The organism is Vibrio sp. JPW-9-11-11 (assembly GCF_013369335.1).
In the GTDB taxonomy this organism is placed as follows: domain Bacteria; phylum Pseudomonadota; class Gammaproteobacteria; order Enterobacterales; family Vibrionaceae; genus Vibrio.
The window spans coordinates 314,944-328,939 of record NZ_SZQJ01000004.1; the positions used below are offsets into that span (position 1 = coordinate 314,944).

The 13,996-nt window shown below is 45.8% G+C and carries 15 protein-coding genes; 9 read left to right on the top strand and 6 right to left on the bottom strand.

What is annotated here, in order from left to right:
* The first annotated feature begins 179 nt into the window (after positions 1-179).
* Complete coding sequence (glnS, locus tag FCU94_RS04005) at positions 180-1,850, top strand: glutamine--tRNA ligase (RefSeq protein WP_176287252.1); 1,671 nt, start codon at positions 180-182, stop codon at positions 1,848-1,850.
* A gap of 94 nt (positions 1,851-1,944) precedes the next feature.
* On the opposite strand, the gene fcrX is transcribed toward glnS, so the two are convergent.
* The gene (gene fcrX, locus FCU94_RS04010; protein WP_176287253.1) at positions 1,945-2,391 is read right to left on the bottom strand and encodes a ferric iron uptake transcriptional regulator FcrX; all 447 of its coding nucleotides are present in this window, start codon (positions 2,389-2,391) and stop codon (positions 1,945-1,947) included.
* 198 nt (positions 2,392-2,589) lie between these two features.
* Here fcrX and FCU94_RS04015 point away from each other — a divergent pair, with 198 nt between their 5' ends.
* On the top strand, positions 2,590-3,090 hold the full coding sequence (locus FCU94_RS04015) for a DUF4442 domain-containing protein (RefSeq protein WP_176287254.1): 501 nt from the start codon (positions 2,590-2,592) through the stop codon (positions 3,088-3,090).
* Positions 3,091-3,133: 43 nt separating this feature from the next.
* On the opposite strand, the gene fldA is transcribed toward FCU94_RS04015, so the two are convergent.
* The 3 genes from fldA to FCU94_RS04030 all read right to left on the bottom strand — a co-directional run bounded on the left by fldA (position 3,134) and on the right by FCU94_RS04030 (position 4,788).
* Positions 3,134-3,667 (bottom strand): flavodoxin FldA, encoded by a 534-nt coding sequence (gene fldA, locus FCU94_RS04020; RefSeq protein ID WP_176287255.1) that lies wholly within the window; start codon positions 3,665-3,667, stop codon positions 3,134-3,136.
* 41 nt (positions 3,668-3,708) lie between these two features.
* Complete coding sequence (locus tag FCU94_RS04025; RefSeq protein ID WP_004413180.1) at positions 3,709-3,930, bottom strand: DUF2788 domain-containing protein; 222 nt, start codon at positions 3,928-3,930, stop codon at positions 3,709-3,711.
* 93 nt (positions 3,931-4,023) lie between these two features.
* Positions 4,024-4,788 (bottom strand): alpha/beta fold hydrolase, encoded by a 765-nt coding sequence (locus FCU94_RS04030; protein ID WP_176287256.1) that lies wholly within the window; start codon positions 4,786-4,788, stop codon positions 4,024-4,026.
* A 92-nt stretch (positions 4,789-4,880) separates the two neighbouring features.
* Here FCU94_RS04030 and seqA point away from each other — a divergent pair, with 92 nt between their 5' ends.
* Positions 4,881-5,420, top strand: a complete 540-nt coding sequence (gene seqA / locus FCU94_RS04035; protein WP_176287257.1) for a replication initiation negative regulator SeqA — start codon at positions 4,881-4,883, stop codon at positions 5,418-5,420.
* An 88-nt stretch (positions 5,421-5,508) separates the two neighbouring features.
* Positions 5,509-7,155 carry a phosphoglucomutase (alpha-D-glucose-1,6-bisphosphate-dependent) gene (gene pgm / locus FCU94_RS04040; RefSeq protein ID WP_176287258.1) on the top strand — a complete coding sequence of 549 codons (1,647 nt, stop codon included), beginning with the start codon at positions 5,509-5,511 and terminating at the stop codon, positions 7,153-7,155.
* A gap of 125 nt (positions 7,156-7,280) precedes the next feature.
* Here the strand turns inward: pgm and FCU94_RS04045 are convergent, their stop codons facing one another.
* Complete coding sequence (locus tag FCU94_RS04045; protein ID WP_176287259.1) at positions 7,281-8,033, bottom strand: DUF1853 family protein; 753 nt, start codon at positions 8,031-8,033, stop codon at positions 7,281-7,283.
* Between the two features lie 135 nt (positions 8,034-8,168).
* On the opposite strand from FCU94_RS04045, the gene FCU94_RS04050 reads away from it, so the two are divergent.
* The gene (locus tag FCU94_RS04050) at positions 8,169-8,927 is read left to right on the top strand and encodes a Nif3-like dinuclear metal center hexameric protein (RefSeq protein WP_176287260.1); all 759 of its coding nucleotides are present in this window, start codon (positions 8,169-8,171) and stop codon (positions 8,925-8,927) included.
* A gap of 112 nt (positions 8,928-9,039) precedes the next feature.
* Here FCU94_RS04050 and FCU94_RS04055 read toward each other — a convergent pair whose 3' ends face one another.
* A complete protein-coding gene (locus FCU94_RS04055) occupies positions 9,040-10,329 on the bottom strand; it encodes a citrate synthase (RefSeq protein ID WP_176287261.1) in 1,290 nt (429 codons plus the stop codon).
* Between the two features lie 395 nt (positions 10,330-10,724).
* On the opposite strand from FCU94_RS04055, the gene sdhC reads away from it, so the two are divergent.
* From sdhC to FCU94_RS04075, 4 genes are read left to right on the top strand one after another with little or no spacing between them, the layout of a single operon-like run.
* Complete coding sequence (gene sdhC, locus FCU94_RS04060) at positions 10,725-11,117, top strand: succinate dehydrogenase cytochrome b556 subunit (protein ID WP_176287262.1); 393 nt, start codon at positions 10,725-10,727, stop codon at positions 11,115-11,117.
* Positions 11,111-11,455, top strand: coding sequence for a succinate dehydrogenase, hydrophobic membrane anchor protein (sdhD, locus tag FCU94_RS04065; protein ID WP_176287263.1), 345 nt, complete (start codon positions 11,111-11,113; stop codon positions 11,453-11,455). Before sdhC ends, sdhD begins: the two co-directional genes overlap by 7 nt.
* Positions 11,456-13,222: a succinate dehydrogenase flavoprotein subunit gene (gene sdhA / locus FCU94_RS04070; protein ID WP_176287264.1), complete on the top strand. Its 1,767-nt coding sequence runs from the start codon at positions 11,456-11,458 to the stop codon at positions 13,220-13,222.
* Positions 13,223-13,240: 18 nt separating this feature from the next.
* Positions 13,241-13,951 carry a succinate dehydrogenase iron-sulfur subunit gene (locus tag FCU94_RS04075; protein ID WP_176287265.1) on the top strand — a complete coding sequence of 237 codons (711 nt, stop codon included), beginning with the start codon at positions 13,241-13,243 and terminating at the stop codon, positions 13,949-13,951.
* Positions 13,952-13,996: the final 45 nt, after the last annotated feature.

The following is a 13,996-nucleotide window of genomic DNA, read 5'->3' on the forward strand; positions in this document are numbered from 1 at the left end:
AACCTAGTTGCCTTTTGCGCTGTATCAAAGGATTTCCCCAATTATTTACCAATTAACGCGCGGTTGTAGTTGTGTATTGGTCAGGAATTGTGGATCATTAGTCGCCATGTGCTCGGAGGTTTGATAATGGCTTCGAGCGAAATTTCTCTGACAATACTAAAATAATTGAGGTGCTATAGATGAGTGAAGCTGAAGCTCGTCCATCGAATTTCATTCGCCAAATCATCGATAAAGATCTAGCGGATGGCAAACACACAAGCGTGCATACTCGTTTCCCGCCAGAACCCAATGGTTATCTGCATATCGGCCACGCTAAGTCAATTTGTTTGAACTTTGGTATTGCTCAGGACTATCAGGGTAAGTGTAACCTTCGTTTTGATGACACCAACCCAGAAAAAGAAGACGTTGAATACGTTGAGTCAATTAAGAATGATGTGAGCTGGCTTGGTTTCGAGTGGGATGGTGAGGTGTGTTACTCGTCAAACTACTTCGATAAGCTGTATGGCTACGCAGTGGAATTAATTAATAAAGGCTTAGCGTACGTTGAAGAGCTAAGTCCAGAGCAGATCCGCGAATACCGTGGCACGCTTACCGAGCCAGGGAAGCCAAGTCCTTACCGTGACCGTACACCGGAAGAAAACTTAGCATTGTTTGAAAAAATGCGTGATGGCGGGTTCGAAGAAGGTAAAGCCTGTTTACGCGCTAAAATCGATCTTTCGTCATCTTTCATTGTGCTGCGTGACCCAGTTCTTTACCGAGTTCGCTTTGCCGATCACCACCAGACAGGTGACAAGTGGTGCATTTACCCAATGTACGACTTTACGCACTGTATTTCTGATGCGCTGGAAGGCATTACGCACTCTCTATGTACCCTAGAGTTCCAAGACAACCGCCGTCTTTACGACTGGGTGCTCGACAATATCACCATCGACTGTCAGCCTCGTCAATATGAGTTTAGCCGCTTAAATCTTGAATATACTGTGATGTCAAAACGTAAGCTTAACCAACTCGTGACCGAGAAGTTGGTGAGTGGTTGGGATGATCCACGTATGCCGACAATTTCAGGTCTACGCCGTCGTGGCTTTACGCCAGCATCGATCCGTGAGTTCTGTAAGCGTATTGGCGTGACGAAGCAAGAAAACATGATTGAGTTTGGTTCACTTGAGTCTTGTATTCGTGATGACCTTAATGAAAATGCGCCGCGTGCTATGGCCGTCCTTGACCCGGTAAAGGTCGTCATTGAAAACTACGACGCAGATAAAGTAGAGACCTTGACGCTAGCAAACCACCCAAATAAACCTGAAATGGGTGAGCGCGAGGTACCGTTTACTCGTGAAGTCTGGATTGAACGTGAAGATTTCCGCGAAGAAGCGAACAAGAAATACAAACGTTTGGTGCTTGGCAAAGAGGTTCGCTTGCGTGGTGCTTATGTCATTAAGGCAGAACGTATCGAGAAAGATGATGCTGGTAATATCACCACGATTTTCTGTAGCTACGATGCAGAAACGCTAGGCAAAAATCCAGCCGATGGTCGTAAAGTCAAGGGTGTGATTCATTGGGTATCGGCTGACAAAGGCTTACCTGCGGAAGTTCGCTTGTATGACCGTTTGTTCACTGTTCCAAACCCGGCAGCAGCCGATAACTTTGCAGAAACGATTAACCCTGAATCACTCGTGACGGTTAAGGGGTATGTGGAACCAAGTTTAGCCGCTGCACCTGTCGAGAAAGGCTATCAGTTCGAGCGTACGGGGTACTTCTGCGCTGATGTTAAAGACTCGAAGCCGGAGGCATTGGTCTTCAACCGCACGGTAGGCTTGCGTGATACTTGGGCTAAGATAGAGTCTAAATAACCTGAACGACAAAATGCCAGCATCAAGCTGGCATTTTTGTTTCGCTAAACAGCATAAAAACAAATTAAAAAAGGCGCTCAGTGAGCGCCTTAAATTATTTCGGTTTGTGTGCGTTGGGATCGTTTTTGCAACTGCCATCGCTGCATTTGCCATACAGATATAAACTGTGGTTTGTCAGTGTTACGTTGTATTTGGCTGCGATCTCTTTTTGACGTTCTTCAATCAAATCATCAGAGAACTCGATCACTTCACCGCAATCTAGGCAGACCAGATGATCGTGGTGATGTTGAGTTGAAAGTTCAAATACTGATTTACCACCTTCGAAGTGATGGCGTGTCACGATACCTGCATCATCAAATTGGTTTAATACGCGGTACACGGTAGCAAGACCGATCTCTTCTCCTAGATCAATCAGCTTCTTATATAAATCTTCAGCGCTAATATGTTGGCATTCTGGCTGCTGTAGTACTTCTAAAATCTTCAGTCTAGGTAGAGTGACCTTAAGACCAGCATCCTTGAGCGCTTGGTTGTTGTCTGACATATACTTTCCTGTTGATGATCTGCAGTAATTAACAGAATTCAATATTCCTATCATTATAGGGTAGTCGCCTCTAACAATAAACCACGAACTTCAAGGGGTTACTACTCTTTTTTTATAAACTAGTGTGGCATCACTGATAATCGATGTCCGACCAGTTACAATTATGCAACATTAACAAAGTATGGTTAGGACAGAAAGATGCATAAGTCATTGGCTAAAATCTATAAACCAGGTGTCGTGAAGTTTGCTCTCAATATATGGCCACCATTTTGGGGGGCGGGAATAAGAATTCTTTCCATCAGTGACGATTTCCGCCAAGTCAAAATGAAGCTGAAACTGAGGTGGTGGAATAAAAACGCCAATCGAACCCAGTATGGTGGCAGCATCTTTTCGCTGACAGATCCTACTTACTCCTTAATGTTAATGGGGATTCTTGGCGAGCGCTATTATGTGTGGGACAAAGAGGCGAGTATTAACTTTATTAAGCCAGGTCAAAGTGATTTGTTCGCTGAGTTTTGCGTCACCGACGATCAACTGCAAAGCATCCTTTCACAAACGGCCGAAGGCGATAAATGTTTCCCAGAGTTCATCATTTATGTTAAAGACAGTCAGGGAAATGTTGTTTCTGAAGTGCAACGTAAGTTGTATGTGCGCAAGAAACCTCAGTTTAGAGAAGAGGGCGAGCAGCAAACGGCATAAAAAAACCTCCCAATTGGGAGGTTTCAGCGTTGAGGAGATGAGATTAACCTTCCAGCTCGGCTAAGCACATTTCATCATAAATCTGTTTACACCAGTTAGTGACTCGCTCTTCAGTCAGCTCTGGTTGGCGGTCTTCGTCGATACATAGCCCAACAAATTGGCTTTCATCACCTTCGACAAGACCTTTTGAAGCTTCGAATTCGTAACCTTCGGTTGACGTGTAACCAAGAATAGTACCGCCTTTCGCTTCAACGATATCGCGTACGGTACCCATCGCGTCACAGAAGTACTCAGCGTAGTCTTCTTGGTCACCACAGCCAAAGATAGCCACAAGCTTGGTCGAGAAATCAATTTGCTCAAGTTCTGGGAAAAAGTCATCCCAGTCACATTGTGCTTCGCCGTAATACCAAGTCGGGATGCCAAGCAGTAAGAGATCAAAGTTGTCGATATCTTCTTTGCTGCTCTTGGCTATATCTTGAACGTGAACCAGTTGTTTACCCAGTTGCTTTTGAATCATCTTTGCTACAGCTTCAGTGTTACCTGTATCGCTACCAAAGAAGATGCCTACACTTGCCATAGATTCGTTACCTTTCTTCAATTATGTTGTGGTTTAACAGCTCAGCCAATACCACCACCTTCCCAGCTCAACTGGATAATGCCTTTGGCAATAAAACCAGCACAGCCAAGGAACAGGACTAACCATACAATGCGGCGACCGAAAGGGGGGACGTTTCCCGCTTTTAATACATCTTTTATCGCCATACCTATTAGAAAAAAGATAGACGCAAAAAGCAGATCGAGGCCAATTGACTCGAGCATATTCATGTAGTCGTAAAGCATGGAATCCCTTTGTGCCAAATTACTTGCGCCGAACTATACCACTGTTGCTTGATAAAGTTAACGGCTTGAGAGCATCAGAGCTCTCATTCTGTTTTACGCAATAAATTTTCGAATTGCGCGTAGAACTTCTGCAGGCTTTTCAGCATGTAACCAGTGCCCAGTATTGGCGATAACGTGGGCTTTGGCACAAAGAAACTGCTTTTGTACCTCTGGCTGATGCTCTGTGGTGAGGTAATCTGAATCCCCGCCTTTAATAAAAAGAGTTTCAACCTTGGAGGGATTGATCGGCTGCCAGCCGAGAATATTCCAGTAGTTATCGGCGAGGCTGGCGACATTGAAGCGCCAGGTTAAATGTTCTTCCACCTTGTACAAGGACTTACTCAGGAACTGGCGTACACCGTCGAGTTCGATGTGTTCTGCTAGTAACGTGAGCGCTTGCTTGCGCGTCGTCGGTTTATGTTCGAGTACTGCTTGTAGGCCTTTAAACACGTTGTCATGTCGGCTTTGGGTGTACTCAACGGGAGCCATGTCGAGCACCAAGAGTTTAACGATTGTGTCACTGGCAATGTCGGCGAGTTTCATCGCCACTTTGCCACCCATAGAGTGGCCGATGACGATGGCATCACTGATCGCCAAGTGCGAAAGTAGCGCTTTAACATCTTGTGCCATGAGTGCGTAATTGTGTTCAGTGCTGTGAAAGGACTCACCGTGGTTGCGTAAATCAACGCTGATCACGCGATGATCTGTTTTCAGGTCTCGAGCCAGCAAACCAAGGTTATCTAAATTTCCAAACAATCCATGAAGCAAAATAACAGAGCGGCCTTGCCCCTCATCTTTGTAGTTGAGCAGTTGTGACATTTTTATTTATTCGTAACAGGTTAACCGTAGAGTCTCTTTAAAGATCTCGCTATAATCCTCCAGAGTTTAAACATAGAGATTGTGAAAAGCGAATGAAAACAATTGAGGTTGATGAGGATCTATACCGTTACATCGCAAGTCAAACCCAGCATATTGGCGAAAGTGCATCAGACATTTTACGTCGATTATTGATGACAGATGCGTCTGCTCCTGTCGCTCAACAGCCGGTGATGACGCAACCTAAAGGTGTGGTGGTGAGTAAAGATGCAATTATGGAAGAGACGGTGGATGGCATTAAGGAAATGCGTTCGCTGTTGATCTCTGACGAGTTTGCAGGGCTGAAGAAAGCAATCGATCGCTTCATGCTCGTGTTATCGACTTTGCATCGAATCGACCCAGCTAGCTTTTCTGAAGCCACTCAAGTGAAAGGACGCAAGCGCGTTTACTTTGCTGATAATGAGCAAACTTTGCTTGCCAGTGGAAATACGACTAAACCAAAAGCAATTCCAGGGTCACCGTTTTGGGTTATTACCAACAATAACACCAGCCGCAAAAGGCAAATGGTTGACCAGTTGATGGCAAGAATGAACTTCCCAGCGGATTTGATTGAGAAAGTAACTAACTCAATTTAAAGAATTCTGATTGAAACCTCATAATGCGTGACTAAGTTAACGTATTATGAGGTTTTTTGTTTTTGTCGTTTTTAGAAAGGATGTCAACATGGCCATGCACCCACGAGCGGGACAAAAAGCTCAGCAGCAAGACCTTCATAATATTCCAGCGCTAGTCTCTAATTATTTTCTTCTTCAACCTGACCCAAGTAACCCCGCACACAAAGTCGAATTTGGTACGTCTGGTCACCGTGGTAGCGCGGACAAATCGACTTTCAATGAAAATCACATCCTAGCGATAGCTCAAGCAGTGGCGGAAGTGCGTGCACAAAAGGGCACAACAGGCCCGCTATTTGTTGGTAAAGATACTCACGCACTATCAGAGCCAGCATTCTCCACTGTGATCGAAGTATTAATCGCTAATGGAGTACATGTTATTGTGCAGCAAGAGAATGGCTATACACCGACGCCAGGGATCTCTCACGCTATTTTGACTTACAATCTTGTTCATCCGGATAAAGCTGACGGTATCGTTATCACGCCATCGCACAATCCACCACAAGATGGCGGAATTAAGTACAATCCAACTCACGGTGGCCCTGCTGAAGGTGAACTTACGCAAGCGATTCAGGACCGTGCCAATGTTTTGATTGCTGAAGGCCTTCAAGGTGTGAAACGCATGTCACTAGCGGATGCGAAAGTATCTGAGTTGTTCAGCGAAAAAGATTTGGTTAAGCCTTATATCGACGACCTAGTCAATGTTATCGATATGGAAGCGATTCAAAAAGCGAACCTGAAAATTGGTGTCGATCCCTTGGGAGGAAGTGGCATTGATTACTGGCGTCAGATTGCGACCGCGTACAACTTAGATCTAACTTTAGTCAGCGAAGCCATCGATCCCTCTTTCCAGTTTATGTCACTCGATAAAGATGGCGTAGTACGGATGGATTGTTCATCACCTTACGCAATGGCCGGTTTACTGGCTCTGAAGGATGAGTATGATCTAGCGTTTGGTAATGACCCAGATTATGACCGTCACGGGATCGTAACGCCAAAAGGTTTGATGAACCCAAACCATTTCTTAGCGGTATGTATTGATTACTTGTACCGTCATCGTGAAGGTTGGGGTAAAGACGTCGCTGTGGGCAAAACACTCGTGTCTAGCGCCCTGATTGACCGTGTTGTTGCAGACCTTGGTCGTGAACTGTGCGAAGTGCCAGTAGGTTTTAAATGGTTTGTTGATGGCCTTTATGACGGTAAGTTTGGTTTTGGCGGTGAAGAGTCTGCGGGTGCTTCCTTCCTGCGCAAAGACGGGACGCCTTGGTCGACGGATAAAGATGGCATCATCTTATGTCTGCTAGCTGCTGAAATTACTGCTGTAACAGGCAAGAACCCACAAGAATACTATGAAGAGCTAGCGGCGAAACACGGTGCGTCTGAGTACAACCGTATTCAAGCTGTGGCAAACGGTCCGCAAAAAGCTGTGCTGTCTAAGCTGTCTGCTGAAATGGTAACGGCAGAGACCCTGGCAGGCGAAGCGATTACTGCTCGTCTTACCCACGCCCCTGGAAATGGCGCGCCAATTGGCGGACTAAAAGTGACTACTGAAAATGGTTGGTTCGCCGCGCGCCCATCAGGCACAGAAGATATCTATAAGATTTATTGTGAAAGCTTTAAAGGCGCACAGCACCTCAAACAAATCGAAGCGGAAGCGCAAGAGATCGTGAACCAAGTATTTGCAAACGCTGGACTATAATTCAGACGTTTACTTGCTGCATCAAGGGCTGACATGGTGTCAGCCCTTTTTGTATCCAAATTGGTACGGATTGCGTGCGATACAGTGCTCTGAACTGGGCATAATGTCGACCTGACGGGAGGGAACTATTGATTCGGCCAGCTATCTGGTACAACAAACCAAAACTGACCCGTTTTAGTTTGAGCATGAACAAACCGCCCATTGGGTTTGTCTATTGGTTTTTTTAACTCCTCCAGTCCCACAGCCCAAAGTGCTTTTTCTAACTCATAAAGTGGTTCGTCGATCTGTTCCCACTGGCTTTGGTAACACCAATATCCATTGATCTGACTTTGATTCAAACGGTAGCCCAGACACTCGCTGGGAACTGGCTCGTCAATAAAAGGGTTGGTATAGAGACGACCTTGTAACAGTAGGTGCTCGGACATGTTGTGATATTGCGGATACTGGTCTTGAAACTCACGCGAAGTACTGATCTTGAGTTGATGGGTGAGCATTCGGTTAAGTTTCATATCGAGCTGGTCGTGTGCATTGGGGCCGTACCACGTGCCTTGATGGAGAAGATAGAACTTAATCGCGACTTCCCAGTGCTCTAATTGATTGCTTAACTGATTACGCAAAATCAGATCGATGGCGCCAAGTGTCTGACCGGACTTACGGTTAATTTGGATTTCGTGCGCTTCCAATTGGTATTGACTCGTGTGGGTCAATAGCTTTGTACACAAGTGTTGATATAGAAACCCGAGCCTAGGATTGCCTTGGTAATGATGCTCCTCAACAGATTGAACATCGAGACGCTCCAAGCTGGTAAAAGGCGCGGTTAATTCAAATAATGATGGTGCGCTTGCTATCCATTGATAAAAACGTTGTAGCGAGTTCATCCTTTTGCCTGTGTGATCGGGTTTGTCACTATTGTAACGGGCGACTGGTAACACTGCTATGGTTGGAATACACTTTGACGTCGCAAGCTATACGCCATCGTCAGAGATCTAGCGCGAATAAAAATGGAAGTGACCATGAACAATCTACAACTTGAAAGTATTCTCAATCAAAAGCTATCACCGCAACTCGTTAAAGATTATGCACCGAACGGTTTGCAGGTCGAAGGATCATCAACGATTAAACATATCGTCACCGGTGTGACTGCTTCACAGGCCTTAATTGATAAAGCCATTGAACTCAACGCCGATGCGCTAGTCGTTCATCATGGTTACTTCTGGAAAGGGGAACCAGAGCCCATTCGTGGTATGAAAGGTAAGCGTATTCGTACTTTGATTAAGAATGACATCAACTTATACGGCTATCACTTACCTCTCGATATACACCCAGAGCTCGGTAATAACGCGCAACTTGCCGGATTACTTGATATAGAGGTGGAAGGCGGAATGGAAGGACACGAACAGTCAGTCGCCATGTTTGGGCGCCTAAAACAGCCTCTGTCAGGTAGTGAGTTGGCTGACAAAATCGATAGGGTACTTAACCGTTCCCCCTTGCATATCGCGCCTGAACAGGCAAACAAGCCCATCGAAACGCTCGGTTGGTGTACGGGTGGTGGGCAAGACTATATAGAGCTGGCGGTAAAATTGGGTTTAGATGCGTTTATTTCGGGTGAGATCTCTGAACGCACGACTTATACGGCGCGAGAAATGGGGGTTCACTATTTCGCGGCAGGTCACCATGCGACCGAACGCTATGGTGTTAAGGCGCTGGGAGAGTGGTTAGCTGAAGAGCATGGCGTGGAAGTCACGTTTATCGATATAGATAATCCGGTTTAAAAGAGAGGACGACAGTCTTTTCTGAACTCGTTCTTATAGTGAAACGTTCAAAACTAAAAAGGGTTGATGCTGTTGCATCAACCCTTTGTTTTTAGTGTTAGGTCACTTGAAACTATTCACGTTCATGCATTGGTGAGAATTCGCGTTGGACTTCACCTGTGTATAGCTGACGAGGACGACCGATACGATTGAGCGGATCGCTGTGCATTTCGTTCCAGTGGGCAATCCAACCAATCGTACGCGATAGGGCAAAGATAACCGTGAACATAGAGACAGGGATACCAATGGCTTTCAAGATAATGCCAGAGTAGAAATCCACGTTAGGGTAGAGTTTCTTCGACACGAAGTATTCATCTGATAGTGCAATACGTTCAAGCTCCATGGCTACATCGAGTAGCGGATCTTGAATGTTGAGCTCTTTCAGTACGTCGTGACAAGTTTCGCGCATCACTGTCGCTCGTGGGTCATAGTTCTTGTAAACGCGGTGACCAAAGCCCATTAAACGGAATGGGTCATCTTTGTCTTTCGCACGCTCAATGTATTCTGGGATGTTTTCTACGCTGCCGATTTCTTCAAGCATCTTCAAGCAGGCTTCGTTAGCACCACCATGCGCAGGTCCCCAAAGCGATGCGATACCCGCGGCAATACATGCAAATGGGTTAGCACCGGATGAGCCTGCTAGACGTACAGTCGAAGTAGATGCGTTTTGTTCATGATCCGCATGAAGTGTGAAGATCTTGTCCATTGCGCGAGCGACAACAGGATTCACCGCATACTCTTCACACGGATTAGCGAACATCATGTGCAGGAAGTTCTCTGCGTAGCTTAGGTCGTTGCGTGGATAAATGAAAGGTTGACCAATCGAGTACTTGTAACACATCGCCGCAAGAGTGGGCATTTTCGACAGTAGGCGGTATGCCGTGATTTCGCGGTGGGTGTCGTTATTAATGTCGAGTGAATCGTGATAGAACGCGGCTAATGCGCCGACCACACCACACATAACGGCCATAGGGTGAGCATCACGACGGAAGCCGTGGAAGAAGCTTGCAATTTGCTCATGGACCATGGTGTGACGAGTAACTGTGGTCTTAAATTTCTCGTATTGTTCACGTGTTGGGGCTTCACCGTAAAGAAGAATGTAACAAACTTCTAAATAATCAGCGTTATTCGCTAGCTGATCAATGGGGTAACCGCGGTGCAAAAGAATACCCTTGCCACCGTCGATATAGGTGATTTGAGATTCACAGGATGCAGTGGCAAGAAAACCTGGGTCAAAAGTGAAATATCCGTTTGCTCCCAGTTTACGAACGTCAATTACAGGGGTACCTAATGCACCGTCCATAATTGGCAGTTCGATAGGCGCTTGACCTTCAACATGAAGGGTCGCTTTCTTATCCGCCATAACAATCTCCTTTGTTTATTATTTAATCCGTCCAGGATGTTTGTGTGACATTTTTGTACGTGTGTTCGTTATCAAAGTCAATTTTTCTCCTCTGATGTGTGCACTTGTTATGGTTTTTTGAACGTATAAGGTTAAAAATCTGGTCTGTGTAGCAAAAATTGTTACACCAATTGTATTAGAATGTTGCCAGCCGTATAGTGGCGCAGTAAATTTTGGTGAAAACCTTATAAATTCAAGGCTTGAAACAAATGTGAGGTGAAGTTTTAATCCTTGTTGTTAACAATTATTTTACAAAATACCTAGCCAATTGTTGCAAGTAATTGTTAAATAAATGTTAACTTTTGTAGGTTTGCAATCAAAATTCGTTCATAACTATAAATGCTCAATGGAGCTGAGTGAGCAAGCCCGTGAAAGAAAGAAAGTCAAGACCTGTTAATTTAGATTTACAGACCATTAGCTTTCCGATCACTGCAATCGCATCAATCTTACACCGAGTGTCAGGTGTAATTACGTTTGTTGCTGTCGGAATTCTGCTTTGGTTACTATCCATTTCGTTATCCTCCCCAGTCGGTTACGCACAAGCGGTCGACATCGTAGGTGGCTTCTTTGTGAAGTTTATTCTTTGGGGCATCTTAACGGCATTGGCCTACCACATTGCTGGTGGTATCCGTCACCTTTTGATGGATATGGGTCATTTTGAAGAGCTGGAATCTGGCGCACTGAGCGCTAAGGTTGCATTCGCAGCGACAGCCGTTCTGTCTTTATTGGCGGGGGTAATGGTATGGTAAAACACATCTCATCTTTTGGTCGTAATGGGGTTCACGATTTCCTACTGATTCGTGCAACAGCCATCATTATGACGCTCTACACTATCTATCTGGTGAGCTTCTGTGCTTTCACCGATATTTCTTACGTATCTTGGACCCAGTTCTTTGGTGGTACCTTCACTAAAGTGTTTACTATGCTGGCGCTTGTTTCCGTGCTTATTCACGCATGGATTGGCCTGTGGCAAGTCCTGACTGACTATATCAAGTGCGCCAAGCTTCGTGGTGGCCTACAACTAGGTGTTGTTGCTGTGCTATTGGGTTACTTCTTCTCTGGTCTATTTATTTTGTGGGGTGCGTAAGTGTCTATTCCAGTTCGTGAATTTGATGCCGTAGTAATCGGCGCTGGTGGTGCAGGCATGCGCGCTGCACTGCAAATCTCTGAGCAAGGCTTAAGCTGTGCGTTGCTTTCAAAAGTATTTCCAACACGTTCACACACTGTTTCTGCACAAGGTGGTATTACGGTTGCGCTAGGTAACGCGCATGAAGACCATTGGGAACAGCACATGTACGATACTGTCAAAGGTTCGGATTATATCGGTGACCAAGACGCTATCGAATATATGTGTAAGAACGGACCTGAATCGGTGATTGAACTTGAAAAAATGGGTCTACCTTTCTCTCGTTTTGACAATGGCCGAATTTATCAGCGCCCGTTTGGTGGCCAGTCTAAGAACTTTGGTGGCGAACAAGCGGCGCGTACAGCTGCGGCAGCCGACCGTACAGGTCATGCTCTGCTTCACACGCTGTATCAACAAAACATCAAACACAAAACAACTATCTTCTCAGAGTGGTACGCGCTCGACTTAGTTAAGAATGAAGATGGTGCTGTCCTTGGTTGTACTGCGCTGTGCATGGAAACAGGCGAAGTGTGCTACTTCAAATCAAAAGCGACTATTTTAGCAACTGGTGGCGCAGGTCGTATCTACGCTTCAACCACTAACGCTCACATCAATACCGGTGACGGTGTTGGTATGGCACTTCGTGCTGGCGTACCAATGCAAGATATGGAAATGTGGCAGTTCCACCCAACGGGTATTGCTGGCGCTGGTGTATTGGTAACAGAAGGGTGTCGTGGTGAGGGTGGTTACCTTCTCAATAAAGACGGTGAACGTTTCATGGAGCGCTATGCGCCAAATGCGAAAGATCTTGCTGGTCGTGACGTCGTTGCACGCTCGATGATGATTGAAATCCGTGAAGGTCGCGGCTGTGATGGTCCGTGGGGCCCACACATCAAGCTGAAATTGGATCACTTAGGTAAAGACACACTAGAATCTCGACTACCAGGAGTATGTGAGCTATCTCGTACCTTTGCTCACGTTGACCCAGTCAAAGAGCCAATCCCAGTTATCCCTACCTGTCACTACATGATGGGGGGGATTCCGACTCAGGTTTCTGGTCAAGCTATCAAGCAAGATGAAACAGGTTCTGATGTTGAAGTTCAAGGTCTATTCGCTTGTGGTGAAATTGCCTCTGTATCGGTACACGGAGCGAACCGATTAGGTGGTAACTCACTGCTTGACTTAGTTGTATTTGGTCGTGCAACTGGCCTACACCTTGGTGAAACTCTTGCTAAGCAAGCTGAAGCCAAGCCTGCGACTGAAGCGGATATTGAACGTTCATTAGAGCGTTATAACCGTTGGGAAAACAGCACTGATGGTGAAGATCCAGCGCAAATCCGCAAAGACTTGCAACAATGTATGCAGAACAACTTCTCGGTATTCCGTGAAGGTGACGCGATGGCAAAAGGTTTAGAAGAGCTGAAGGTTATCCGTGAGCGTCTTAAGAATGCCCATCTGTCTGATAAGTCGACCGAGTTCAACACGCAACGTATTGAGTGTTTGGAACTAGAGAACTTGATGGAAACGGCTTATGCGACGGCAGTTGCGGCTAACTATCGAACGGAGAGTCGTGGTGCACATGCTCGCTTTGATTTCCCTGACCGTGATGATGAGCAGTGGCTATGTCACTCTATCTACAATCCGGAAAAAGAAGCGATGACTAAGCGAGATGTCAACATGGAGCCAATCCATCGTGAAGCATTCCCGCCGAAAGCACGTACGTACTAAGGGAAGGAGGACATTACTATGAAACTGAATTTCTCTTTGTACCGTTACAATCCGGATGTTGACCAAAAGCCATACATGAAAGATTACACGCTGGAAGTTGAAGAAGGGTCAGATATGATGCTTCTAGATGCGTTGATTCTGCTTAAAGAGCAAGATCCAAGCATCTCTTTCCGCCGTTCTTGTCGTGAAGGTGTATGTGGCTCTGACGGCCTAAACATGAACGGTAAAAACGGATTGGCATGTATTACTCCGCTTTCTGCATTAAGCGGCGATAAAATTGTCATCCGCCCACTACCAGGTTTGCCTGTGGTACGTGATCTTATCGTTGACATGACGCAGTTCTACGATAACTATTCGAAAGTTAAGCCATTTTTAATCGACGACGGCGCACTACCGCCATCTCGAGAGAATTTGCAAACTCCGGATGAGCGTGCGCATCTTGATGGTCTGTATGAATGCATCATGTGTGCATGTTGTACAACGTCTTGTCCGTCATTCTGGTGGAACCCTGATAAATTTATCGGTCCTGCAGGCCTACTTGCCGCTTACCGTTGGTTAATCGATAGCCGCGATACTGCGACAGACGAACGCTTGTCAAATCTTGATGACGCATTTAGCGTTTTCCGTTGCCACGGCATCATGAATTGTGTAAGTGTTTGTCCTAAGGGACTAAACCCGACGAAAGCCATTGGTCACATTAAGACCATGTTAGTGAATCGCTCGGTGTAATAGCTCAACCTGATTAAGCAGCGACGGTGAAACAAACTTAGCTCA

What these genes read in the sequence shown, in the direction of transcription:
- FCU94_RS04055 (WP_176287261.1), bottom strand. Translation starts at nt 10,329, where the DNA reads ATGGCGGATAAGAAAGCGACCCTTCATGTTGAAGGTCAAGCGCCTATC.
- glnS (WP_176287252.1), top strand. Translation starts at nt 180, where the DNA reads ATGAGTGAAGCTGAAGCTCGTCCATCGAATTTCATTCGCCAAATCATC.
- fcrX (WP_176287253.1), bottom strand. Translation starts at nt 2,391, where the DNA reads ATGTCAGACAACAACCAAGCGCTCAAGGATGCTGGTCTTAAGGTCACT.
- FCU94_RS04075 (WP_176287265.1), top strand. Translation starts at nt 13,241, where the DNA reads ATGAAACTGAATTTCTCTTTGTACCGTTACAATCCGGATGTTGACCAA.
- pgm (WP_176287258.1), top strand. Translation starts at nt 5,509, where the DNA reads ATGGCCATGCACCCACGAGCGGGACAAAAAGCTCAGCAGCAAGACCTT.
- FCU94_RS04025 (WP_004413180.1), bottom strand. Translation starts at nt 3,930, where the DNA reads ATGCTTTACGACTACATGAATATGCTCGAGTCAATTGGCCTCGATCTG.
- fldA (WP_176287255.1), bottom strand. Translation starts at nt 3,667, where the DNA reads ATGGCAAGTGTAGGCATCTTCTTTGGTAGCGATACAGGTAACACTGAA.
- FCU94_RS04030 (WP_176287256.1), bottom strand. Translation starts at nt 4,788, where the DNA reads ATGTCACAACTGCTCAACTACAAAGATGAGGGGCAAGGCCGCTCTGTT.
- sdhD (WP_176287263.1), top strand. Translation starts at nt 11,111, where the DNA reads ATGGTAAAACACATCTCATCTTTTGGTCGTAATGGGGTTCACGATTTC.
- FCU94_RS04045 (WP_176287259.1), bottom strand. Translation starts at nt 8,033, where the DNA reads ATGAACTCGCTACAACGTTTTTATCAATGGATAGCAAGCGCACCATCA.
- seqA (WP_176287257.1), top strand. Translation starts at nt 4,881, where the DNA reads ATGAAAACAATTGAGGTTGATGAGGATCTATACCGTTACATCGCAAGT.
- FCU94_RS04015 (WP_176287254.1), top strand. Translation starts at nt 2,590, where the DNA reads ATGCATAAGTCATTGGCTAAAATCTATAAACCAGGTGTCGTGAAGTTT.
- FCU94_RS04050 (WP_176287260.1), top strand. Translation starts at nt 8,169, where the DNA reads ATGAACAATCTACAACTTGAAAGTATTCTCAATCAAAAGCTATCACCG.